Origin of the sequence: Rhizobium leguminosarum, from assembly GCF_010668065.1 — a bacterium.
GTDB lineage: Bacteria > Pseudomonadota > Alphaproteobacteria > Rhizobiales > Rhizobiaceae > Rhizobium > Rhizobium leguminosarum_S.
In genome coordinates this window covers 387580-411579 of the sequence record NZ_WUEN01000005.1, presented here as the reverse complement: position 1 = coordinate 411579, position 24000 = coordinate 387580, and the positions used below count along the sequence as shown (strand labels likewise).

Sequence of the window (24000 nt, the reverse complement as noted above, 5' to 3'; positions counted from 1 at the left end):
TGGAGAGCACCAATGGCCAGACTGACTGAAGATGCCAAGGGCGTCTATGTGATCGCCGTAACCCCCTTCACCGATGACGGCGCGCTCGATCTCGCCAGCATAGACAGCATGGTCGATTTCTACGAGGGCGCCGGCGTTACCGGCCTGACCGTGCTTGGTCAGCTCGGCGAGGCGCCGAAGCTGACGGCGGAAGAATCGCGAATCGTGGTCGAGCGGGTGCTGAAGCGCCTCGACGGGCGCCTCCCCGTCGTCGTCGGCGTGTCGGCGCCTGGGCTTGCGCCGATGAGCGAACTTGCCGAAGCCGTCATGGATCAAGGCGCTGCCGGTGTCATGGTCGCCCCGCCCTGGACCGTCAAGACCGACGACCAGGCCTTCGCCTTCTACCAGTCGGTTGGCGAAGCCTTGGGCAATACGCCCTTCGTGCTGCAGGATTATCCGCTCACCACCAATGTGACGATCGCGCCCAAGGTCATCGAGCGCATCGTCAACGAGGTGCCGAACTGCGTCATGCTCAAGCATGAGGATTGGCCGGGCCTTTCGAAAATTACCGCGCTTCGCGCCGCCAGCGACAAGGGCACCATGCGGCGCATCTCCATCCTCTGCGGCAATGGCGGGCTTTTCCTGCCCGAAGAGATGGGCCGCGGCGCCGATGGCGCTATGACCGGCTTTTGTTATCCCGAGATGATGGTTGGCGTCGTCGAGGCCTATGCGGCCGGAAATCCCGATCGCGCCCATGCGATCTTCGATGCCTATCTGCCGCTCGCCCGCTACGAACAGCAGCAGGGGATCGGTCTTGCCTCGCGCAAATATGTGCTTGCCAAGCGCGGTGTGATCAAGTCCGCCACCCTGCGCAAGCCGGGCGCCAAGCTCTCCGCGCTCGATATTGCCGATGTCGAGCGCTTGCTGGCGCGCCAAGCCATCCGCCTCAAGGAGATCGGGGCGTAACACACCGGTGCAAATTCGAAGCCGCCGGATCATCGCTATGGTGCTGCAGTGCGAACAGATGGGTATGTCCATCTCGTCCGTCAGGCTGAAACCCGAGCGACTCCCAGAACCTCGCCGCACCATCGTTTCCCGCATGAACGGTGACGACGATGCAGAAGGAACGCGCATGGTCAAGCAGAGCCAGGGCAAGCATCCGGCCGATGCCGCGCCCGCGCATTGCGGGACGAATGTAGAAACGCCGCATCCGCAGCGCCCCTGACATGGCCGTTTCGACAGTCATGCCGCCGATGCCGGCGAGCTCCCCATCGACATAGGCACCAAGCAGCCTTTCGCCGTCACGATCGAACCTGTTGTCGCCGATCGACCATTCATCGATAAGGCGGGCGACATGGCGATGGCCCTCCCGCCGGGCCTCGCTTTCAAGATCTGCGATCTCCTGCGGCAATCGATCGCGGATCCGGCGGATATCGATCGTCATGGCGATGCCGGTGGTTAGATTGCAGGAACCGGAATCTCGCGGCGCGTCGCCGCAACCGGCAGGCCAACCGGCACGAAACTCGCGTCACCATCGACTGCCATGTCATACACCGTATGTTTCTCCAGCGCCTTCGTCACCTCGTTGAGGTCGCCGTCCAGCTGTTCGGCCGGAATAAGATTGCCGATGACGAAATCGAAGCGGTCGCCGCGTTTGTTCAGCAGTTCGTGGAACACGGTCATGTCGCGAAGCTCCGTCGACCATTTCGCCAGCCAGTAGAACAGGCCGGAATTGCGTGCCGTCATATGGACGGGAAGGATCGGCAGATTGTATTTGCGCGCCAGCCCGACGGCCGAGGTCTTCCACGGACGTTCATTCAGCCGGCCGTTCGCCCAATAGGCGATGCGGCCTGAGGGAAAGAGCACTGTCGCCTTGCCTTCCTTCACCGCATGGTTGGTCAGTTGCAGCGTTTCGCGCGCTTTCAGCTTGCTCTTGTGCTCCTCCCGCCATTCGACGGGAATGATCATCTCGGCAAAGCGCGGGTTGACGCGGATGGCATCGCGATTGGCAAAGAACATCATGTCCGGCCGTCGCGTTTTCAAAAGATCGAACACGGCAACGCCGTCGGCGATGCCGGTCGGATGGTTGCTGACGAGGATGAAGCCGCCGGTATCGGGAATGCGTTCGCCATTGGTGATGCCGATGTCGAGTTTCAGCACGTCGCTCAGATATTCGAACGACTGGAAGCCCGGCATTTTGGCGACCGCATTGGCGAATTCGAGCGCCTTGTTGTAGCGCAGCAGCGTATAGAGGAACGGCCGCATGACCGGCCAGAGCGGATTTTTCACGATCCTCTGGCCGCGTTCGGCAATCAGCGTATCGACGATATGACCGGGCTTTCCGTGTGAAATGAGAGCGATCGCTTCCGCGAGCTGTCCGAAAGCCGTCATGGAATCGCGCCGTGCCATGAAAGATCCTGTCTATGGGGTATAAGCTATCGCAGTTGAATATGATCGAAGGATGACAAAGACTTGGCCGGCATTATCAATTCCATAACTGTTCCTGCTCCAAATTGGCGGACTTGAAGGCAAAATCAAGGCCCGCAACGTGAACGAACTGCTTGTTATCGCCGATCAGCGCCTGATGGCGGAACGGGCCGCGTGGCTCGAAAACCTCAGCCACGAGCGCCGTCTTTCCGAGCACACGCTCGACGCCTACGAGCGCGATACCCGCCAGTTTCTGACCTTTCTGACCGGCCATCTTGCCGGCCCGGCGACGCTCCGCGATATCAGGGAGTTGCGCCCCGCCGATTTCCGCGCCTTCCTGGCGGCCCGGCGCAAGCAGGGGTCCGGCGCCCGATCGCTCGGTCGCAATCTCGCCGGTCTTCGCTCGCTGCTGCGCCATCTCGAAAAGAAGGGCCTGGTCAATGCCGCCGGTGCTGCCGCGGTGCGCTCGCCGAAACAGCCGAAATCGCTGCCCAAGCCGTTGTCGGACACCCAGGCGATCACGGTCGTCAGCGATGAGGCCCAGCTCCATGACGAACCCTGGATTGCGGCGCGCGACGCGGCTGTCATGACGCTGCTCTACGGCTGCGGCCTGCGCATCTCCGAAGCGCTGGATCTTACTCCCGCCGACCTGCAGAAGGGCGCAACGACTCTCCGCATCACCGGCAAGGGCAACAAGACGCGGCTGGTGCCGCTGCTGTCTGTGGTCTTCGATGCCGTCGAGAAATACCGAGCGCTCTGCCCATACCATCTGGAAAGTGGAGAACCGCTGTTTCGCGGCGCCCGCGGCGGCAAGCTGCAGGCGGCGATCATCCAGCGCACCATGCAGAAGATGCGCAGCGCCTTCGGCCTGCCGGAGACGGCGACACCGCATGCACTGCGCCACTCCTTCGCCACCCACCTGCTTGCCGGCGGCGGTGATCTGCGCACCATCCAGGAATTGCTCGGCCATGCCAGCCTTTCCACAACGCAGGTCTATACCGGCGTCGATGCATCGCGGCTGCTCGAGGTGTATGATCGGGCGCATCCGCGAGCGTAATGGATGTCGCCCAAAAGTGCGCAGCGGTTTTGGGGCAATGACATGCATAAACGATAGGCTTAAAGCGCATCGCATGGATGCGATTGAATGTGAGGCGCTTTAAGCTCTCGTTAAGGCATTCTCTTAAAGGAATATGCGCAAGCCGGGCGTAGAGCATGAAGCCTATAGAGCATGTGATCGGAACACCCATCATGACGACATCAATCGGCCGCCGGACGTCTTACCTCGCAGTGCCGGCCAATCTGTTGCTCTGGCTGATCGCAGCCTTTCACATTCTGCTTCTTACCGCCCTGTTTGCCGCCTTCCTGACGGCAAGGCCGGCAGCGGCCGAAGACGTCGCATGCACCGGCCGCAATCTGATGGTCGAGCTGCAGCAGAACGACCCTGCCCGCTACGCAGAGGCGCTGAAGGAAGCCGACGCCACGCCGAACGGCAAGGGCATCTTCTGGAAGATCGAGAAGCCGGGGCTTGTACCCTCGTGGCTGCTCGGCAGCATGCATGTCACCGATCCGCGCGTGCTGGCCCTGCCGCCGCGCGCCCAGGCAGCCCACGACGCCGCCGACACGATCATCATCGAATCCGACGAGATCCTCGATGAGCGGAAGGCGACCGCCGCCCTGCTCGCAAAGCCGGAACTGACGATGTTCACCGACGGCACGACGATCGACAAGCTGCTTTCCCCCGAGGACTACAAGCGTCTCGAAACCGGCCTCAAGCAGCGCGGTATCCCGATCAGCGCCGTTTCCCGGATGCGGCCCTGGATGATTTCCAGCGCCGTCGCCCTGCCGGCCTGCGAAATCGCCCGCAAGGCAAAAGGCGCGCAGTTCCTCGACCAGAAGATCGCCACCGATGCCATTGCCGAAGGCAAGCAGGTCAAGGGGCTGGAAACCCTTGCCGAGCAGATCCAGGCCATGGCCGATCTGCCGATAGAATTCCATCTGAAATCGCTGATCCAGACGCTGGAACTCGGCGACAAGATGAGCGACGTCGTCGAGACGATGACCGACCTCTACCTCTCCGGCGACATCGGCATGACCATGCCGATGCTGAAAACCGTGACACCGGAGGAGGAAGGCGAAAACAGCGATTATGCCGCCTTCGAGCAGCGCGTCATCCTTGACCGCAACAAGGTGATGGCCGAGCGCGCAGCGCCCATCCTCGACAGCGGCAACGTCTTCATGGCCGTCGGTGCCCTGCATCTGCCCGGCAAGGACGGTGTCATCGAACTGCTGCGCCAGCAGGGCTTCACGGTGACGGCGGTGAACTGAGGCCGCCGGCGGTCAGCTGGTCGTCATTCGACTGAGCACGCTGCTTTCCGACAGCGCCGATACGCACCCAATAAAACAGCCGCCTGCCTCACGGCAAGCGGCTGCATGCGTTGTTACGAATAGGTAAGATCACATATGGATCGGCTTGAAGAAGGTTGCGAGCGCAGCCTCTTTCACCGCTTCCGACATGGTCGGATGCGCGTGGCAGGTACGGCCGAGATCTTCCGACGAACCGCCGAACTCCATCAGCACGGCGATCTCGTGGATCATCTCGCCGGCGCCGAAGCCGACGATATGGCCGCCGAGCACCCGGTCGGTTTCCTTGTCGGCAAGGATCTTGACGAAGCCGTCGGTCGCCAGCATCGCACGTGCCCGGCCGTTCGCCGTGAAGGGGAACTTACCGACCTTGTAGGCGACGCCTGCCGCCTTCAGCTCTTCCTCGGTCTTGCCGACGGAAGCGATTTCCGGCTGGGTGTAGACGACGCTCGGAATGACCTCGTAGTTCACATGGCCATGCTGTCCGGCGAGGATTTCGGCAAGCGCCACACCTTCGTCTTCCGCCTTGTGCGCCAGCATCGGCCCCTTGACCACATCGCCGATCGCATAGATGCCGTCGACATTGGTCTTGTAGTGGCCGTCGATCTCGACACGGCCGCGATTGTCGAGCGTAACACCGGCCTCTTCGAGGCCGAGACCCGCCGTATAGGGCTTGCGGCCGGTGGCGATCAGCACGACCTCGGCGTCGAGTGTCACCTTGTCGCCGCCCTTGACCGGCTCGAAGGTGACCTTGGCGCCCTTGTCGGACTTTTCGACGCCGGTGACCTTGGCGCTGAGATTGAAATCGATACCCTGCTTGGCGAGCATGCGCTGGAATTGCTTGGAGACTTCGCCGTCCATGCCGCCAAGGATGGTGTCGAGATATTCGACGACGGTGACTTTGGCGCCGAGGCGCGACCAGACGGAACCGAGCTCGAGCCCGATGACGCCGCCGCCGACGACGATCAGCGTTTCCGGCACCTTCTCCAGCGCGATGCCGCCGGTGGACGAGATGATGGTCTTTTCGTCGATTTCGACCTGCACGCCGGGAATGCCGGCGACGTCGGAGCCGGTGGCGATGACGATGTTCTTGCCCTCGATCTCCTGCACCTTGCCGTCATCGGCGGTGACGGAGACCTTGCCGGCCGAGACGATCTTGCCGGTGCCCTGGAAGGCATCGATCTTGTTCTTCTTGAAGAGGAAGGCGACGCCGTCGACATTCGACTTCACCGTCGCATCCTTGTGGGCCATCATATTACCGAGATTGAGCGTCGGCGCCGGAACGTCGATACCGAGCGCGCTCATCCCGTGGCCGGCCTGATGGAACATTTCGGAGGCATGCAGCAGCGCCTTCGACGGAATGCAGCCGACGTTCAGGCAGGTGCCGCCATAGGTTGCCCGCTTTTCGATGACGGCGACCTTAAGGCCAAGCTGGGCCGCCTTGACGGCGCAGACATAGCCACCGGGGCCGGTTCCGATAATGATCACATCGTAGGACATTGCTTCTTTCCCTTTGGATTTTTCGTTTAATCGGCCGCGCGCGAGATCAGGCCGAGGAATTTGAGAATATATTGCAGGCTGTTTTTCGCCCTGTCGTTCTAGCGACCGCCGCTCACATTGAGGATCGCGCCGGTTACATAGGAAGCCGAAGGTGACAGAAGATAGAGGATCGCATCCGCCACCTCCTCGGGCGTGCCGGCGCGCTGCATCGGGATCGACGGCGCCAGTTCCCGCGGCCGATCCGGCAGGCCGCCGGAGGCATGAAGGTCGGTTTCGATGACGCCGGGCCTTATCGCATTCACGCGGATACCCTCGGCTGCGACCTCGCGCGCCAGCCCGACGGTGAATGTGTCGATCGCCGCCTTCGAGGCGGCATAATCGACATACTGCGTCGCCGAACCGAGGACCGCCGCCATCGACGAGATGTTGACGATCACCCCGCCATTCCCGCCATGCCGGCTTGACATACGGCGTATGGCCTCTGCCGCGCAGAGTATCGACCCGGTCACATTGACGCGCAGCATGCGCTCGATGCGCTCTACCGACATCTCGTCGACGCGCTGAGGATAATCGACGATGCCGGCATTGTTGACGAGCCCGTCGAGCCGGCCGAAATGCCGATCGACTGCCGTGAACATCGAGACAATATCCGCAGCCTTGCCGACATCGCCCTGGATCGCCACAGCCTCGCCGCCATCCTCGATAATCGCAGCCACGACGGCATCCGCGGCTTGACGGTTGGCGGCGTAGTTCACCGCGACACGCCAGCCCTGGCGCGCGGCGAGCCGTGAAGCCGCAGCGCCGATACCTCGGCTTCCGCCGGTAATGAGAACCACTGGTGCATCGCTCATGTCGCACACTCCTTGAATGTCAGCACGTCCCACGGTGCCACCACGGCCTTGCCCTCGCCCCAGGCGCTGGATTCGCGGATGGCGGGACCAAGGCCGGGAAGCACGAGCTTTTCAGCCGCTTCAGCGCCTTCGGGTTGCAGATTGTCCATCTCGCCCTCGGCATCCATGCCATAGACGGCGCCCTGCCAGACCGTGCAGGCATTGAGATCGGCGCCGGTCGCATCACCCTCGGGGCAGTTGAACATCAGGATGCCGATGGCGCGCACCGGATCTTCCGACGGCATGACATAACCTTCCATCACGACAGGTGTCTTCAGCGCGCTGACCTTGAACTGGTTGCTGGCGGCCGCCGATGGAGAATTCAGCGGTGCAAAGCGCAATTCATAGGCACCATCGCGATCGACATAGACGGCCTGCTCCTGCTTGCATGCGGCACCGAAGGTGGACGCCGGAACGGCGAAAAACGCGGCAGCTGCGATTGCAGCCACGCCTGTCCGTCTCGTCGTGATCCCGGTCCTTCCGCTCATTGCAGCTTCGGCTCCCTCCGCCCGTCGGCGTTCTCGACAACGCTGAAATCCGTCAGCAGCACCAGCGCACGGCCATCCCTGTCAAGCCCCCAGAAAACCGGATAGAAACCGTCGCCCCAGCCGCTCCAGAACACCGCGACATTGCCCTTCTTGCCGGCGACCGGCCGGTGCAGCGCATAGATGCCCTTGTTGGCGTCGAGATCCGACGCCAGCACGTCGTCGTAATAGTTGACGTCGGAGCCCGCTTTCTGCACCTGCGCCTCGCGCTCTCCGATCAAATCAAGCGTATCGGCATCCATGTAGCAGCCGAGGCCGGCATCGACGGGGTAGCCGAAGATCTCGCCGTCCTTCAGCGTCGCCGGGTCCTGCCCTGGCAGGACCGCAAGCTCCCAACGATCCGGCTTGCCCTCGGCAAACCGCATGCTGGCAGCGGCGATGCGCCCGAAGGCCTGGTAGAGCGTCACCGGATACTCGCCAGGCGCAACCGTTCTTGCCAGTGCCGGACGGTCGGGCTGGGCGAGCGGATCGGCGGCAACGATGCGCCCTGAGGTCAGTTCGACATTGCCCATATGGATCGCGCCGATCGACCGGCCGGAGAGTTCGGCATCGCTGAGTGCCACCAGCTCAAAATTGCTGCTTGCCTTGCTGATATCCCAGCCGGCAGCCGATGCGGAGACCGGAATATGCGCGGCGGCAGCGCAAAGAAGAAGGCGCGCCGCTCGCATGATCCGGTTCCGCATCGAAAGCGCTCCCTTAGAGATCGAGAACCAGACGTTCCGGATCTTCCAGGCTTTCCTTGACGCGCACGAGGAAGGTGACCGCTTCCTTGCCGTCGACCATGCGGTGATCGTAGGACAGCGCCAGATACATCATCGGACGGATGACCACCTGACCGCCGATCGCAACCGGCCGCTCCTGGATCTTGTGCATGCCGAGAATGCCGGACTGCGGCGCGTTGAGGATCGGCGAAGACATCAGCGAACCATAAACGCCGCCATTGGTGATGGTGAAGGTGCCGCCCTGCATGTCGGCCATGGAGAGCGAGCCATCACGGGCTGCCTTGGCAAGACGGCCGAGCTCCTTTTCGATTTCGGCGATCGACATCTGGTCGGCGTCGCGGATGACGGGAACGACGAGACCTTTGTCCGTGCCGACGGCCATGCCGACATGGCAGTAGTTCTTGTAGATGACGTCGGTGCCGTCGATTTCGGCGTTGACGGCCGGCAGTTCCTTCAGCGCATGCGTCACCGCCTTGGTGAAGAAGCCCATGAAGCCGAGCTTGACGCCGTGCTTCTTCTCGAAAATGTCCTTGTACTTGTTGCGCAGGTCCATGACCGCCTTCATGTCCACCTCATTGTAGGTGGTCAGCATGGCGGCGGTGTTCTGCGCATCCTTGAGGCGCTTGGCGATCGTCTGACGCAGGCGCGTCATCTTCACGCGCTCTTCGCGCGAGGCATCCTCGACCGTCGACGGGCCGCGCGCCGCGGCAGGCGTCGCCGCAGGTGCGGCCGCCGGAGCGGAAATGCCCTTGGCGACGGCGGCGATGACGTCGCCCTTCAGCACCTGGCCGCGCTTGCCGCTACCGTCGACCTGATCGGCGGAAAGATTGTTTTCGGCAAGCATCTTCGAAGCCGCAGGCGCCGGCGGCATGGTGGAGACGGAGGCGCTCGAGGACGACGCAGCGGCGGCGGCAACTGCCGGCTGGGCCGGAGCAACAGCGGCCGGTTGGGCGGCAGCCGGAGCAGCAGGCGCGGCGGCCGGTGCAGCAGCAGCCGGCGCGGCAGCAGCGGCGGCACCTTCGGCGATCTGGCCGAGAAGCGCGCCGAGGCCGACTGTTTCGCCGGCAGCAACGACGATTTCCGAAAGCGTGCCGGAGGCGGGTGCTGGGACTTCGATGGTCACCTTGTCGGTTTCAAGCTCGAGAATCGGCTCGTCGGCCTTGATGGCATCGCCGACCTTCTTGAACCAGGTGCCGACGGTTGCCTCGCTGACGGATTCACCGAGAGTTGGAACGCGGATTTCTGTGGCCATTGTTGAGATCCTGATTTCGTGTGTTTTCGTTTATGCGTTTCAGACGGCGGGCGGCCGCGAGATGATCGAGGGCATCGGCAGGATATCGAAGCGGAAACCGAAACCGGAAGCGATGATCGGATCGCCGTCGGCAAGAACCTGCGCCGCCGCCTGATCCTCGACCTCGACGATCGCCATGCCCCAGGCGCCTTCACCCTCGAAGACGGGGCCGACGATGATCGCCGATCCCGCAAGAGCGTTCCGATGCCAGTATTCGGCATGGCGTTTCATCGCCGCCATTTCCTCCCCGGTCCCGTCATGCGGGAAAGTGGGGCGCGGCGGCTGCAGTCTCAGAAAGAAATAAGCCATTGCGCCCCCCTTGTTTTAACCGCCCAATGCATCCTCGAGGAATGCGGCGAGCTGCGACAGATGCTTGGACATCAGGCCCGTCGCCGGTGAGGCGGCAGCCGGACGGCCGGTATAGCGGACGCGCTGGTACTTCGCGTCGATATGGGCGAGCACCCATTCGAGGAAGGGGTCGATGAACGACCATGCGCCCATGTTCTTCGGCTCTTCCTGGCACCAGACCATCTCGGCATTGCGGAAGCGCGACAGCTCGTTGATCAGCGCCTTTGCCGGGAACGGATAGAGCTGCTCGACGCGCAGAAGATAGATGTCGTCGATGCCGCGCTTTTCACGCTCTTCGAGAAGATCGTAATAGACCTTGCCGGAGCACATGACGACGCGGCGGATCTTGTTGTCCTTCTGCAGCTTGATCGGGCCGTCCTTGATCACTTCGGCATCGTCCCAGAGCAGGCGATGGAAGGCGGATTCGCCGGCCATTTCGGCAAGCGTCGAGACCGCCCGCTTGTGGCGCAGCAGCGACTTCGGCGTCATCAGGATCAGCGGCTTGCGGAAGTCGCGCTTCAGCTGCCGGCGCAGGATGTGGAAGTAGTTCGCCGGCGTCGTGACGTTGGCGACCTGCATGTTGTCTTCCGCGCAAAGCTGCAGGAAACGCTCGAGGCGGGCCGAGGAGTGTTCCGGACCCTGACCTTCATAGCCGTGCGGCAGCAGGCAGACGAGGCCCGACATGCGCAGCCACTTGCGTTCGCCCGACGAGATGAACTGGTCGAAGACCACCTGCGCGCCGTTGGCGAAATCGCCGAACTGGGCTTCCCACAGCGTCAGCGCATTCGGGCGAGCGAGCGAATAGCCATATTCGAAACCGAGCACGGCCTCTTCCGAAAGCATCGAATTGATGACTTCGTAGCGCCCCTGCGTCGGCGAAAGACTGGCGAGCGGAATGTAACGCTCTTCGGTTTCCTGATCGTAGAGAACCGAGTGGCGCTGCGAGAAGGTGCCGCGTTCACAATCCTGGCCGGAGAGGCGGATCTTGCTGCCTTCGACGCAGAGCGCACCGAAGGAGAGCGCTTCGGCCATAGCCCAGTCGATACCCTCGCCGGTGGTGATCATGTTGGCGCGGTTTTCCATGAAGCGCTGGATCGTGCGGTGCGCGTTGAAGCCCGCCGGGATCTCAGAGAGCTTGCGGCCGATCTCCTTCAGCGTCTTCATCGGCACCGCGGTCTTGCCGCGGCGCTGCTCGTCGGCATTGTCGGCCGTGCGCAGGCCCGACCACTCGCCGTCCAGCCAGTCGGCCTTGTTCGGCTTGTAGTGCTGGCCAGCCTCGAACTCCTGCTCGAGATGCGCGCGCCAATCGGCCTTCATCTTCTCGACTTCACCGTCGGTAAGCAGGCCCTCGGCGACGAGACGGGCTGCGTAGAGCTGCAGCACGGTCTTGTGGCCGCGGATCACCTTGTACATCTTCGGCTGCGTGAAGGACGGTTCGTCGCCTTCATTGTGGCCGTAGCGGCGGTAGCAGAACAGGTCGAGCACAACAGGCTTGTGGAACTTCATGCGGAATTCGGTGGCGATCTTCGCCCCATAGACCACCGCTTCCGGATCGTCGCCGTTGACGTGGAAGATCGGCGCCTCGATCATCTTGGCGACGTCGGACGGATAAGGCGACGAACGCGAGAAGGCCGGGTTCGTCGTGAAACCGATCTGGTTGTTGATGATCACATGCATGGTGCCGGCGACGCGGTGGCCGCGCAGACCGGAAAGGCCGAGGATTTCGGCAATGACACCCTGGCCGGCAAAGGCCGCGTCGCCGTGGATCAGCAACGGCAGCACCTTGGCGCGTTCGGAAAGCGGGATGATGTCGCCGTCCCAGACGGTGGCGGTCATATCCTGCTTGGCGCGGGCCTTGCCCATGACGACCGGATCGACGATTTCGAGATGCGACGGGTTCGCCGTCAGCGAAACGTGGATCTTGTTGCCGTCGAATTCGCGGTCGGAGGAGGCGCCGAGATGGTACTTGACGTCGCCCGAGCCCTCGACCTCGTCGGGAGCGGCCGAGCCGCCCTTGAACTCGTGGAAGATTGCGCGGTGCGGCTTGCCCATGACCTGGGAGAGCACGTTCAGGCGGCCGCGATGGGCCATGCCGAACAGGGCCTCCTTGAGGCCGAGCTGGCTGCCACGCTTGAGGATCTGCTCCAGCGCCGGGATCAGCGATTCGCCGCCGTCGAGGCCGAAGCGCTTGGTGCCCTTGAACTTGACGTCGAGGAACTGCTCGTAGCCTTCGGCTTCGGCGAGCTTGGCGAGGATTGCCTTCTTGCCTTCCGGCGTGAAGGCCACACCCTTGTCCGGCCCTTCGATGCGCGCCTGAATCCAGGCCTTCTCTTCGGGATTGGAGATGTGCATGAATTCGACGCCGAGCGTCGAGCAATAGGTGCGCTCAAGGATCTCGATCATCTCGGGGATGGTCGCGTATTCGAGGCCGAGCACGTTGTCGATGAAGATCTTGCGGTCGTAATCGGCGGCCGTGAAGCCGTAATTCTCCGGCGACAGCTCGTGGTAGTCCTCAACGGCAGCAGCGATGCCGAGCGGGTCGAGCTTGGCATGCAGGTGGCCGCGCATGCGGTAGGCGCGGATCATCATGATGGCGCGCACGGAATCGCGCGTCGCCTGCAGCACGTCGATGCCGTCGGCTGGCTTGCCCTGAGCTTCGGCCTTGGCCTTCACCTTGGTCTCGATGACCTTCTCGACGATGCCCCAGTCGCCGTCGAGAGCCGATACCAGATCGCCGCTTGCCTGAAGCGGCCAGTTCTTCTTGCGCCAGGAAGCGCCCTTGGCTGCCCTTTTCACATCGCTGGGATCCTCCTCCAGCGCCTTGAAGAAGGACCGCCACTGATCGTCGACCGATGCCGGATCTTCTTCGTACCGCGCGTAGAGCTGCTCGATATAGGCAGCGTTGGCGCCATCCAGAAACGAGGTGATCTGAAACTGCTCGTTGGCTTCTTGCCGTGCCATGGTGATATGCGGACGCTTCCGTCCGCCTCCTGACTTTGATGAATTTGCCGGCTTGATGGCCGGCTGCCGCATTCCGATTGCCGCCTGTCCGCGGCGCATCTGCTGGTCTGGTTTTGTCGAGGCCGGGCGGAAGACGCAGATGCCGTTCCTCCGCCCGGTCTATATAGGTGGCTTAGCCCTTGAGGACTTCAACCAGCGTCTTGCCGAGGCGGGCCGGGGATGGCGACACCTTGATGCCTGCCGATTCCATCGCCGCGATCTTCGATTCCGCATCGCCCTTGCCGCCGGAAACCACGGCGCCGGCATGGCCCATAGTGCGGCCCTTCGGGGCCGTACGGCCCGCAATGAAGCCGGCCATCGGCTTCTTGCGGCCCCGCTTGGCTTCGTCCTTGAGGAACTGCGCTGCGTCTTCTTCAGCCGCCCCGCCGATTTCACCGATCATGATGATCGAGGTCGTGGCTTCGTCAGCGAGGAACATTTCCAGGACGTCGATGAACTCGGTGCCCTTGACCGGATCGCCGCCGATGCCGACAGCCGTCGTCTGGCCGAGACCTTCATTGGAGGTCTGGAAGACGGCTTCGTAGGTCAGCGTACCCGAACGGGAAACAATACCGACGGAACCCTTGCGGAAGATCGAGCCCGGCATGATGCCGATCTTGCATTCTTCCGGCGTCATGATGCCTGGGCAGTTCGGCCCGAGCAGGCGCGACTTGGAACGCTCGAGGCGAGCCTTGACGCGAACCATATCCAGGACCGGGATACCTTCGGTGATGCAGGTGATGAACGGAATCTCGGCGTCGATAGCTTCGATGATAGCATCGGCGGCTCCTGCCGGCGGAACATAGATGACAGACGCGTCGGCGCCGGTCTTTTCCTTGCCCTCGGCAACGGTAGCGAAGATCGGCAGGCTTTCGCCCTTTGCGCCGGTCCAGGTTTCGCCACCCTTCTTCGGGTGGATACCACCGACCATCTGGGTGCCGTAGTAAGCAAGCGCCTGTTCGGTGTGGAACGTGCCGGTCTTGCCGGTCAGACCCTGAACGAGGATCTTGGTGTCTTTATTGACGAGAATAGACATTCTTTCAGATCCTTCAAAATTAGCCGTTGACCGCCGCGACGATCTTCTTGGCCGCATCGTCCAAGTCGTCAGCCGCCGTGATCGCCAGACCCGACTCGTTCAGGATCTTCTTGCCGAGCTCGACATTGGTGCCCTCAAGGCGCACGACGAGCGGAACCTTGAGGCCGACTTCCTTGACCGCGGCAATCACGCCCTCGGCAATGACGTCGCACTTCATGATGCCGCCGAAGATGTTGACGAGAATGCCTTCGACCTTGGGGTCTGCGGTGATGATCTTGAAAGCTGCAGCAACCTTCTCCTTGCCGGCGCCGCCGCCGACGTCGCAGAAGTTAGCCGGCTCCTTGCCGTAGAGCTTGATGATGTCCATGGTCGCCATGGCAAGGCCCGCACCGTTGACCATGCAGCCGATGTTGCCGTCGAGCGCGACATAAGCGAGGTCCCACTTCGAGGCCTCGATTTCCTTGGCGTCTTCTTCGGTCTCGTCGCGCAGCACCTTGACGTCGTCGTGACGGAAGAGCGCATTGCCATCGAAAGACATCTTGGCATCGAGGACGCGCAGGTGGCCGTCTTTCATGACGATCAGCGGGTTGATCTCCAGCAGAGCCATGTCCTTCTCGCCGAAGGCCTTGTAGAGCATCGGGAATAGCGTCTTGGCGTCCTCGGCGGCAGCACCCTCGAGCTCAAAAGCCTTGGAGATCGCAGCAACGTCGGCAGCCGTCACGCCGGCTTCCGGATCGATGGCGATCGTCTGGATCTTCTCAGGCGTGTCGTGGGCGACAGCTTCGATGTCCATGCCGCCTTCGGTGGAGACCACGAAAGCCACGCGACCGACCGAGCGGTCGACCAGCAGCGAGCAATAGAGCTCGCGAGCGATGTCGGCGCCGTCTTCGATATAAAGGCGGTTGACCTGCTTGCCGGCTTCGCCGGTCTGCGCCGTCACCAGCGTGTTTCCGAGCATTTCCTTGGCATGGGCGACGACTTCGTCGATCGACTTGGCGAGACGCACGCCGCCCTTGGCTTCCGGCGACAGTTCCTTGAACTTGCCCTTGCCGCGGCCGCCGGCATGGATCTGGCTCTTGACCACGTAAAGCGGACCGGGAAGCGACTTGGCGGCAGCCTCGGCTTCTTCAACCTTGAGAATAGCCACACCTTCGGCAACCGGCGCGCCATAGCCCTTCAGCAGAGCCTTGGCCTGATATTCATGAATGTTCATGGGTGTATCCCTGTTTCGATTACTTCAGCCCGTCGACTACTTGAGGGCAGGCGCGATGTTGATGCAGGCTTCGCAGAGACCGGCGACGGCGCCGACGGACTTGTCGAAGGCTTCCTTCTCGGTCTTGTTGAGATCGATCTCGATGATGCGCTCGACGCCGCCGGCGCCGATGACGGTGGGAACGCCGACATACATGTCCTTTACGCCGTACTGACCGGAGAGGTGGGCCGCGCAGGGCAGAACCCGCTTCTTGTCCTTGAGGTAGGATTCGGCCATCTCGATCGCCGAGGCGGCCGGCGCGTAATAGGCCGAGCCGGTCTTCAGCAGGCCGACGATTTCGGCGCCGCCGTCACGGGTGCGCTGGATGATTTCTTCAAGGCGCTCCTTGGTGACCCAACCCATGGTGACGAGATCGGTGAGCGGAATGCCGCCGACCGTCGAGTAGCGGGCGAGCGGCACCATCGTGTCGCCGTGGCCGCCGAGAACGAAGGCCGTGACGTCCTGGACGGACACGTTGAATTCCTTGGCGAGGAAGAGACGGAAGCGCGAGGAGTCGAGAACGCCGGCCATGCCGACGACCTTGTTGGCCGGCAGGCCGGAAAACTTCTGCAGCGCCCAGACCATGGCGTCGAGCGGGTTGGTGATGCAGATCACAAAGGCATTGGGGGCATACTTCTTGATGCCGGCGCCGACCTGCTCCATGACCTTGAGGTTGATGCCGAGAAGATCGTCGCGGCTCATGCCGGGCTTGCGGGCGACGCCCGCCGTGACGATGCAGACGTCAGCGCCTTCGATCGCGGAATAGTCGCTGGCGCCCGTCAGATTGACGTCGAAGCCTTCGACCGGCGACGACTGGGAAATATCGAGACCCTTGCCCTGGGGAATGCCGTCCGCGATGTCGAAGAGAACGATGTCGCCCAGTTCCTTCAGGCCGGCGAGGTGCGCCAGCGTGCCACCAATCATGCCAGAACCAATGAGTGCGATCTTGTTACGCGCCATTTTCGCTGTTTCCTTTGCGATCAAATTCGTTGAACGGACGCGCAAGGCACCGCCCAATGACGCAATCGCATAGACCCAAAGCCAAAAAATGGCAATTCATTATTTTTGATGCAGCGTTTTCAATCGTTTAGATACAAAAATTCTTACGTAAACGTAAGGTATTCTGTCACCAAATTGTTACTCTGCGGCGCGTTTCTCATGGTGCAGCGCAAGATATTCCGCACTGCGCATCTCGAACAGGCGCGATGCCGTGCGGTCGAATTCGAAGCCCTCGATGCCCCGACGTTGCAGCAGCAGTTCCTCCGGCATGGCCGCCGCGGAAATGTAAAGCCGCACGGCATGATCGTAGAATGTATCGACCAGAATGATGAACCGTTTGATCTGGTTCCGCTTTTCCGGCCCGAGCAAGGGAATGTGATCGAGGAAGACCGTATCGAAACGTTCGGCAATGGCCAGGAAGTCGACCGCCCCGAGCGGCTTGTCGCAGAGATCGGCGAAGGAGAACCGCGCCATGCGGTCGACGGCGAGCGGCACATGGATGTGGCGCCCCTTCATCGGAATATCCAGCGGCTGCGCCTTGCGCCCATGCAGCGCCTGCGTCCAGGACGCATCCATCGCCATGTCGTTATGCTCGTTGATCGGCACCAGATAGACCGGCTGGCTGCTCAGCTTCCCCATCCGGTAGTCGGTCGGCGAATCCAGGGTGACGGTATCGACATGCTGCTTGAGCAAGGCAACGAAGGGCAGGAAGAGGCCGCGATTGAGACCATCCCGGTAGAGATTGTCGGGCTCGACATTCGAGGTCGCGACCAGCACGCATCCGCGCGCGAAAAGCTCGGAGAACAGCCGCGACAGGATCATCGCATCGGCAATGTCGGTGACCGTGAACTCGTCGAAGCAGAGCAGTTCTGCCTCGTCATAGAGCGCTGCGGCGACCGGCGGCATCGGATCGGCCTGCCTGGTCTCGCCGTTCTTGAGCTTCAGCCGGTGCGCCGCGATACGGTTGTGCACATCCGCCATGAATTCGTGGAAATGCGCCCGGCGCTTCTTCCTGCACGGCGCCATGGCGAAAAACATGTCCATCAGCATGGTCTTGCCGCGCCCGACGCTGCCGTGGATATAAAGCCCCTTGATGCCGTCGGCGGATTTCTTCTTGGCCGCAAACAGCCAGCCGAGCGCGCTCGATTTTGCCGCCGGCCGCCGCTGCTTCAGCCCGGCGAGCACCCGGTCGAGGTTCTTTGCCACGTCCATCTGGGCGGAATCGACCTGGAGCGCGCCCGATGCGGTCAGCGCTTTAAGCTGTTCGCAGACGCTGAGCGCATAATCGGGCATTGGTTGCATGAGGGCATATCCGCCTGTCAGTCAACGGCGGAGACCCGCCGGAACATTTACCGGCTGAGACTGATCGACTGGCCTGTGCTCGTCTGCCCCTCAAAGCGGTTGTCGGCCGTCTTGTAGACGCTGCCGAGCTGGTTGCCCGAGCGGTCCTTGAGCAGCACCTGCTTGCCGGCGACCTCCCAGGAGCCCATCGCCGTCAGCTCGCCGACGCAGCCACGCGTTCCGCCGCGCGAACCGCTGCCGAGATTGGTGAGCGTCAGGAACATGTCGCAGCTGCCGTTGACACGCCAGCTTCCGACCATCGATTCCTTGGTGATATCGAGCGCATTCGCGGCCATTGCGCCGGGCTGAGCGCCCGGCATCGGCGCCGTCGTCGTCGGCGCGGCCGGAAACTGCGAGCTGCCGGTCGGCGGCGGAAGCTGCCCGCCCTGCACCGAGGGCACGGGCTGCGCCGTCAACGGCGCCGGGCCGGCACTGGCGTTGGAGCTGTAATCATATGCCGTACGCTGACAACCGGCTAGCGACAGAACCACCACCAGACCTGTCATCGCATATCGCAACTGCATCATCATACTCCTGAATTCGGCCATCGCCGTAGAGAAACGGGCGTGAGACAAGTCCGATTATCGTAATTCGCTTTGGTTAATCAAGTCGGGCAGCATAAATTGCCCGTGACAACAACTAACCGAAAAACGATACAGTTCAACTGTCCCGCTGCAAAACTTCCTGCACATAGAATTTGTCAGCAAGGTGTTGCCCGCGTTCATCTCTGTCAGGATCCCTGTCGAACTCGCGCAATGTCTCGGAATAGCGCTCCAGTGCACCCTGCAGGAACACTTGCACCAGTGCCGGTGGCAGGCCTACACCCATTTCGCGCGTCTGCTTCTTGACATGCACGAGATCGAGTATCGCTGCCCGAAGTTCCGGCGCGACGGAGATCGTCTCAAGGCATTCCAGCATATTCATCGGCGGTAGCACGCGATATGAACGCTGCCGCATCCATTCGAGCGCGATGGCTGGCCGCACGGCATAAAGCAGCTTCTTCAGCTTGATCGCGTCGTCGCCCTGGTTCTGAAAATGTTGCCGCATGAGCCCGACATAATGGGCAGCAACCTTCTCGGGCACCATGATGAGATCGAGCAGCGCGCCGAGACGGGAGCGAAAACCAGCTTCTTCTTCGTAGGCGATCGGCGATTTCAACCATTCGACCACCACCGCATTGCCCTTCAGCGCAAGCTGCAGCGCCTTTCGCAGATCCCAGCCGCCCGTATCGATATCGCCGACGATCGGAAACTCGATGACATCACGCGCCGAAACGAGCGAGAGATGATGTTCGACAGGACGGATATAGACAAAGCGGCAATCATAATCGCTGTCGGGAGATGGAAAGCCCCAGGCGCGGCTACCACTTTCGATCGCAAAACCGATGCGGATGCCCCGTTCGCGCACCGAAGCAAGCCGCGACCTGATCTCCATGACGGCTTCGGGATCGAAGCCGTCTATACCGCCATCGGTATGCATGCTGATCAAACCCGGCGCTCGACCATCATCTTCTTGATTTCGGCGATCGCCTTGGCTGGGTTGAGGCCCTTCGGGCAGGTCTGCGCACAGTTCATGATCGTGTGGCAGCGATAGAGGCGGAATGGATCCTCGAGATTGTCGAGGCGCTCACCGGTCGCCTCGTCTCTGGAATCGATCAGCCAACGATAGGCCTGCAGCAGAACGGCCGGCCCGAGATAGCGGTCGCCGTTCCACCAGTAGCTCGGACAGGAGGTCGAGCAGCAGGCGCAGAGGATGCATTCATAGAGGCCGTCCAGCTTCTGCCGGTCCTCGTGGCTCTGCTTCCATTCCTTGGCCGGCGCCGGCGACACCGTCTTCAGCCACGGCTCGATCGAACGGTGCTGGGCATAGAAGTTGGTGAGGTCTGGAACCAGATCCTTGACGACAGGCAGATGCGGCAGCGGATAGATCTTCACCGCGCCCTTGATATCGTCGAGGCCCTTGGTGCAGGCGAGCGTGTTCGTGCCGTCGATATTCATCGCGCAGGAGCCGCAGATGCCCTCGCGACAGGAACGGCGCAGCGTCAGCGTCGGGTCGATCTTGTTCTTGATGTAGAGCAGACCGTCGAGCACCATCGGTCCGCAATCGTCGACATCGATGTAGAAGGTGTCGATGGACGGGTTCTGCCCGTCATCCGGGCTCCAGCGATAGACGCGGAACTCGCGGGTGTTCTTGGCACCCGCCGGCTTCGGCCAGACCTTGCCTTCGCGCATCTGAGAATTCTTGGGGAGAGCGAGTTCAACCATATCAGGTTCCTCTTGAGATCAGTAGACGCGGGCCTTCGGCTCGATCTTGTGCGGATCGATGCCCTCCGCGATGAGCTCGGTGTGAACAGGCCGGTAGTCGAGTTTCACCTCGCCTGCCTCGCTCACCCAGGCGAGCGTATGCTTGCGCCAGTTGACATCATCGCGGCCCGCGAATGCACCCTCGGTATAGTCCTCACGTGCATGCGAACCGCGGCTCTCCTTGCGGGCCTCGGCGCCGTAAATCGTCGTGATGGCATTGGCCATCAGGTTCTGCAGCTCCAGCGTCTCGACCAGATCCGAATTCCAGATCATCGAACGGTCAGTGACCTTCAGATCGCCCATTTCCTGCCAGATCGCCGAAATGCGCTGGCAACCGGATTCCAGCGATTCCTGCGTGCGGAACACCGCTGCATCTTCCTGCATGGCGCGCTGCATCTTCTCGCGCAGTTCTGCCGTCGGCGTGCCGCCGCTGGCGTGACGCAGACCATCGAAGCGGTCCATGATCTTGTCGCAGGCGGCAATGTTGAGATGTGGGATCGGCGCTGCGCGGTCGATCACCTCGCCGGCGCGGATCGCAGCGGCCCGGCCGAAGACCACGAGGTCGATCAGCGAGTTGGAGCCGAGGCGGTTGGCGCCGTGCACCGAGGCGCAGCCGGCTTCACCCACTGCCATCAGGCCGGGAATGATCCGTTCCGGATTGGCACCGTCGGCATTCAGCACTTCGCCCCAATAATTCGTGGGAATGCCGCCCATATTGTAGTGAACGGTCGGCAGAACCGGGATCGGTTCGCGCGTGACGTCGACGCCGGCGAAAATCTTGGCGCTCTCGGAAATCCCCGGCAGGCGTTCATGAAGAACGGCCGGATCGAGATGATCGAGATGCAGGAAAATGTGGTCCTTCGCCTTGCCGACACCGCGGCCTTCGCGGATTTCCAGCGTCATGCAGCGCGAAACGACGTCGCGCGAGGCAAGATCCTTGGCCGAAGGGGCGTAACGTTCCATGAAGCGCTCGCCCTCGGAATTGACGAGGTAACCGCCTTCGCCGCGCGCGCCTTCGGTGATCAGACAGCCCGAACCGTAGATGCCGGTCGGATGGAACTGCACGAATTCCATGTCCTGCAGCGGCAGGCCGGCGCGCGCCACCATGCCGCCGCCGTCGCCGGTGCAGGTGTGCGCAGACGTTGCCGAGAAATAGGCGCGGCCGTAGCCGCCGGTCGCCAGCACCACCATCTTGGCGGCGAAGCGATGGATCGTGCCGTCATCGAGGCACCAGGCGACGACGCCGGTGCAGCGGCTGCCGTCTTCCGACATGATCAGGTCGAGCGCGAAGTACTCGATGAAAAATTCGGCATTGTTGCGCAGCGACTGGCCGTAGAGCGTATGCAGGATGGCGTGGCCGGTACGGTCGGCAACGGCGCAGGTGCGCTGTACCGGCGGGCCTTCGCCGTAATTCTGCATGTGGCCGCCGAACGGGCGCTGATAGATCTTGCCTTCCTCGTTACGCGAGAACGGCACGCCGTAATGCTCGAGCTCATAGACCGCCTTCGGCGCTTCCATGGTGAGATACTGCATGGCGTCGACGTCGCCGAGCCAGTCGGAACCTTTGACGGTGTCGTAGAGGTGCCACTGCCAGCTATCCGGCGTCATGTTGCGCAGTGAGGCGGCGATGCCGCCCTGGGCGGCGACCGTATGCGAGCGGGTCGGAAATACCTTGGTGATGCAGGCTGTGCGGAAACCCTGCTCGGCCATGCCGAGCGTGGCGCGCAGCCCGGCGCCGCCGGCGCCGACGACGATCACGTCGTAGGAGTGATCGACATAGTTGTAGGCTTTGCCATTCTGGGCGGGTGAAGTCGGTGCCATATCAGCTTATCCTACGAATGCGATTTTCAGAATGGCGAAGAGACAGAGGCCGGCAATCAGGATCGCAAAGAACGTGTTCAGCATCAGGAGAACGATCTTGCCGAATTCGCCGTGCACGTAATCCTCGATGATGACCTGCATGCCGAGCTTCATGTGGATGACGCCCGAGATCACCATCAGCCCCATGACGACGGCGACGAAGGGGTTCGACAGCGCGCGAACCACATCCGCATAGGGCGCGCCGGCATAGGCGAGCATGAAGATGACGAAGAAGAGGATGAGCGGAACATTGGCGACGGCCGTCAGCCGCTGGCGCCAGAAATGATCCGTGCCGTCCTTGGCGGAGCCGAGCCCGCGAACCTTGCCGAGGGGGGTGCGCATATCCATGAGAGGACCTTCAGAAGCGAATGAGGAAGCCGATCACCCAGACCAGCACGGTCAGACAGAGCGACCCGATGATGTTGGCGATGGCGAGCTTGGTCGAGAACTCTTTCCCGAAGCCATAGCCGAGATCCCACATGAAGTGGCGGAAGCCGCCGAGCATGTGGTGCAGCAGCGCCCAGGTATAGCCGAGAAGCACAAGCTTGCCGAGAAGGCTGCCGAGCACCCAGTTGGCCCAGTCATAGGAGCCCTGGCCGCTTGCCGCCGCGATCAGCCACCAGGCGACGAGCAGCGTGCCGACGTAGAGCGCGCCACCGGTAATGCGGTGGACGATGGACATGACCATGGTGGGAATAGGTTTGTAGATTTGCAGATGCGGCGATAGGGGCCGGTTATTTGTCACGTTCGCCATCAGAACCTCGCGGCGGCTTCTCTGCGCTCCCGGATTTCGGAGCATGCTCAGTCAACCACACGAATGACAAAATTCTCTGTGTGCGTTGCATCAATTGCGACGTTTAATCACCGGAACCGCCGACGACAAGCACAATCGCTGTCTGCTTTTAATTTAATCGATTCGCGTTACCGGGAAGTTTGCAGGCTAAAGAAACTGGTCTTTTCCGCTCAAATTTTGTGCCGGTTGTCCGACCTGAATGGACAAGCTTCTGCTTTTGGCGCAATCTGGCGTTAACGATTTGTTAGGGATCGGGATTCCGGAGGCCGGCCACCCATGTTTCGCAGTCTGTCCGCAGTCGCCCTGCTTGCCCTGTCCGTGCTTGCTGCACTTCCCGCCGAAGCCGGCGACCGTCGTCATGATCGTCGCTTTTCCGACCACCGCCACGCTTTTCATGGCGGACTGCTTCTCGGCGAACGTATCGGCTGGCGCGATCGCGGCATCCGTTTCGACAATGCCTATCGATATAGGAACCGCAAAGAACGGATGCCGTTCCTGAAACAGTTTTCATCGCCGGCGACAAATCGCATCGCCCGCAACAATCTGATCGTCGTTGTACCCCAGGCGCAGGGTAGTGACGGCGGCGGCACCTATGCCGGCTCTTCCTATGTCTATCAGGTCGATGGCGGGACCTATGTCGGCGGCTATGGCTATGGCTATCCCACAGCACGGCCGGAGCTGCTGGCCCCGAAAGCAAAGGTCATCGATATCGCAGTGCAGGATGATCCCTGTGCCTACGAGGCCAATGTCTGCGTCATCCGGCCTTAGAGCATGTCGCGCAAAAGTGTGCCGCGGTTTTGCGACAATGACATGCGTAAAAACAAAGACCTAAAGCGCGAGGAGCGAATCTGAAAGATCGCGACGCGCTTTAGTGCATGATGACGAACGCAGGCGGCTCAAATTTGCCCGGCCCCACTCTTTCGCGACGCGGCTATGTCAATACGGATGGCGCACATCGGCGGGAGATTCTTGTCCTCAAACGTCGCCCGCCGTGGCGTTCCGCTATCCGGCATCCAAGCATCCCAGGCTCTGTTCATTTCCTCGAATGAGGCAAGGTCCCTGAGCCAGATGTGGGCGAGAATGATCTCTGACTTGTCGGTACCTTCGCGCAGCAGCATGTCATTGATGCGCTCCAGTATTTCGTTGGTTTGCGCCGTCACGCTCGCTCCCCTCGTCAGGTTTGCGACCTGGCCGGGCAGATAGGCGGCATCTGCGAGCAGAGTTTCGTCAACTTTGGCTTGCCCCATCATCGTATTCGCAGACTTCCATCAATGCTTGATATTGGGTCGTCGACCCTTCATTCGATCACTGTGGGGCTTCGCTCGCCACTTCGGTAGAGGGAATTAAATTGAC

24 protein-coding genes are annotated in these 24000 nt (G+C 61.7%); 4 read left to right on the top strand and 20 right to left on the bottom strand.

Features of this window, described 5'->3' with window-relative positions; all coding sequences use genetic code 11:
- Positions 1 to 12: 12 nt before the first annotated feature.
- Entirely contained in the window at positions 13 to 945 is a 933-nt protein-coding gene (locus GR198_RS17240) for a dihydrodipicolinate synthase family protein (RefSeq protein ID WP_164025498.1), read from the top strand.
- Here the strand turns inward: GR198_RS17240 and GR198_RS17235 are convergent.
- Positions 926 to 1423: a GNAT family N-acetyltransferase gene (locus tag GR198_RS17235; protein WP_029870986.1), complete on the bottom strand. Its 498-nt coding sequence runs from the start codon at positions 1421 to 1423 to the stop codon at positions 926 to 928. The two genes, GR198_RS17240 and GR198_RS17235, sit on opposite strands and share 20 nt — an antisense overlap.
- 14 nt (positions 1424 to 1437) lie before the next feature.
- The gene (locus tag GR198_RS17230) at positions 1438 to 2388 is read right to left on the bottom strand and encodes a GNAT family N-acetyltransferase (RefSeq protein ID WP_029870985.1); all 951 of its coding nucleotides are present in this window, start codon (positions 2386 to 2388) and stop codon (positions 1438 to 1440) included.
- 139 nt (positions 2389 to 2527) lie between these two features.
- On the opposite strand from GR198_RS17230, the gene GR198_RS17225 reads away from it, so the two are divergent.
- Positions 2528 to 3463: a tyrosine recombinase XerC gene (locus GR198_RS17225; protein ID WP_029870984.1), complete on the top strand. Its 936-nt coding sequence runs from the start codon at positions 2528 to 2530 to the stop codon at positions 3461 to 3463.
- A gap of 191 nt (positions 3464 to 3654) precedes the next feature.
- Positions 3655 to 4731: a TraB/GumN family protein gene (locus tag GR198_RS17220; protein ID WP_029870982.1), complete on the top strand. Its 1077-nt coding sequence runs from the start codon at positions 3655 to 3657 to the stop codon at positions 4729 to 4731.
- A gap of 129 nt (positions 4732 to 4860) precedes the next feature.
- Here the strand turns inward: GR198_RS17220 and lpdA are convergent, their stop codons facing one another.
- The 17 genes from lpdA to sdhC form a co-directional block, all read right to left on the bottom strand.
- Positions 4861 to 6267, bottom strand: coding sequence for a dihydrolipoyl dehydrogenase (gene lpdA / locus GR198_RS17215; protein ID WP_029870981.1), 1407 nt, complete (start codon positions 6265 to 6267; stop codon positions 4861 to 4863).
- 98 nt (positions 6268 to 6365) lie between these two features.
- Positions 6366 to 7118 (bottom strand): SDR family oxidoreductase, encoded by a 753-nt coding sequence (locus GR198_RS17210; protein WP_164069305.1) that lies wholly within the window; start codon positions 7116 to 7118, stop codon positions 6366 to 6368.
- Positions 7115 to 7645, bottom strand: coding sequence for a hypothetical protein (locus tag GR198_RS17205; protein WP_029870979.1), 531 nt, complete (start codon positions 7643 to 7645; stop codon positions 7115 to 7117). Before GR198_RS17205 ends, GR198_RS17210 begins: the two co-directional genes overlap by 4 nt.
- Positions 7642 to 8385 carry a DUF4241 domain-containing protein gene (locus tag GR198_RS17200; RefSeq protein WP_029870978.1) on the bottom strand — a complete coding sequence of 248 codons (744 nt, stop codon included), beginning with the start codon at positions 8383 to 8385 and terminating at the stop codon, positions 7642 to 7644. Before GR198_RS17200 ends, GR198_RS17205 begins: the two co-directional genes overlap by 4 nt.
- Before the next feature lie 13 nt (positions 8386 to 8398).
- Positions 8399 to 9676 (bottom strand): 2-oxoglutarate dehydrogenase complex dihydrolipoyllysine-residue succinyltransferase, encoded by a 1278-nt coding sequence (gene odhB / locus GR198_RS17195; RefSeq protein WP_029870977.1) that lies wholly within the window; start codon positions 9674 to 9676, stop codon positions 8399 to 8401.
- 39 nt (positions 9677 to 9715) lie between these two features.
- Entirely contained in the window at positions 9716 to 10024 is a 309-nt protein-coding gene (locus GR198_RS17190) for a YciI family protein (RefSeq protein WP_011653809.1), read from the bottom strand.
- A gap of 15 nt (positions 10025 to 10039) precedes the next feature.
- Positions 10040 to 13024, bottom strand: coding sequence for a 2-oxoglutarate dehydrogenase E1 component (locus GR198_RS17185; RefSeq protein WP_029870975.1), 2985 nt, complete (start codon positions 13022 to 13024; stop codon positions 10040 to 10042).
- A 172-nt stretch (positions 13025 to 13196) separates the two neighbouring features.
- On the bottom strand, positions 13197 to 14099 hold the full coding sequence (sucD, locus tag GR198_RS17180) for a succinate--CoA ligase subunit alpha (RefSeq protein ID WP_029870974.1): 903 nt from the start codon (positions 14097 to 14099) through the stop codon (positions 13197 to 13199).
- Between the two features lie 19 nt (positions 14100 to 14118).
- A complete protein-coding gene (gene sucC, locus GR198_RS17175) occupies positions 14119 to 15312 on the bottom strand; it encodes an ADP-forming succinate--CoA ligase subunit beta (protein WP_029870973.1) in 1194 nt (397 codons plus the stop codon).
- A gap of 36 nt (positions 15313 to 15348) precedes the next feature.
- Complete coding sequence (gene mdh, locus GR198_RS17170; protein ID WP_003543522.1) at positions 15349 to 16311, bottom strand: malate dehydrogenase; 963 nt, start codon at positions 16309 to 16311, stop codon at positions 15349 to 15351.
- A 177-nt stretch (positions 16312 to 16488) separates the two neighbouring features.
- Complete coding sequence (gene zapE, locus GR198_RS17165) at positions 16489 to 17652, bottom strand: cell division protein ZapE (RefSeq protein ID WP_029870971.1); 1164 nt, start codon at positions 17650 to 17652, stop codon at positions 16489 to 16491.
- A 47-nt stretch (positions 17653 to 17699) separates the two neighbouring features.
- Positions 17700 to 18215 carry a protease inhibitor Inh/omp19 family protein gene (locus tag GR198_RS17160; RefSeq protein WP_003543526.1) on the bottom strand — a complete coding sequence of 172 codons (516 nt, stop codon included), beginning with the start codon at positions 18213 to 18215 and terminating at the stop codon, positions 17700 to 17702.
- Positions 18216 to 18351: 136 nt separating this feature from the next.
- Complete coding sequence (locus tag GR198_RS17155; protein WP_029870969.1) at positions 18352 to 19170, bottom strand: nucleotidyltransferase domain-containing protein; 819 nt, start codon at positions 19168 to 19170, stop codon at positions 18352 to 18354.
- A 5-nt stretch (positions 19171 to 19175) separates the two neighbouring features.
- A complete protein-coding gene (locus GR198_RS17150) occupies positions 19176 to 19955 on the bottom strand; it encodes a succinate dehydrogenase iron-sulfur subunit (protein WP_003567268.1) in 780 nt (259 codons plus the stop codon).
- 18 nt (positions 19956 to 19973) lie between these two features.
- Positions 19974 to 21815: a succinate dehydrogenase flavoprotein subunit gene (gene sdhA / locus GR198_RS17145; protein ID WP_029870968.1), complete on the bottom strand. Its 1842-nt coding sequence runs from the start codon at positions 21813 to 21815 to the stop codon at positions 19974 to 19976.
- 6 nt (positions 21816 to 21821) lie between these two features.
- A complete protein-coding gene (sdhD, locus tag GR198_RS17140; RefSeq protein ID WP_018448193.1) occupies positions 21822 to 22202 on the bottom strand; it encodes a succinate dehydrogenase, hydrophobic membrane anchor protein in 381 nt (126 codons plus the stop codon).
- A 10-nt stretch (positions 22203 to 22212) separates the two neighbouring features.
- On the bottom strand, positions 22213 to 22608 hold the full coding sequence (sdhC, locus tag GR198_RS17135) for a succinate dehydrogenase, cytochrome b556 subunit (protein WP_012559217.1): 396 nt from the start codon (positions 22606 to 22608) through the stop codon (positions 22213 to 22215).
- Positions 22609 to 22923: 315 nt separating this feature from the next.
- Between sdhC and GR198_RS17130 the strand changes: the two genes are divergently transcribed.
- Complete coding sequence (locus GR198_RS17130) at positions 22924 to 23415, top strand: hypothetical protein (protein ID WP_029870966.1); 492 nt, start codon at positions 22924 to 22926, stop codon at positions 23413 to 23415.
- 128 nt (positions 23416 to 23543) lie between these two features.
- Here the strand turns inward: GR198_RS17130 and GR198_RS17125 are convergent, their stop codons facing one another.
- Positions 23544 to 23897 carry a RidA family protein gene (locus GR198_RS17125; protein ID WP_029870965.1) on the bottom strand — a complete coding sequence of 118 codons (354 nt, stop codon included), beginning with the start codon at positions 23895 to 23897 and terminating at the stop codon, positions 23544 to 23546.
- Positions 23898 to 24000 lie beyond the last annotated feature (103 nt).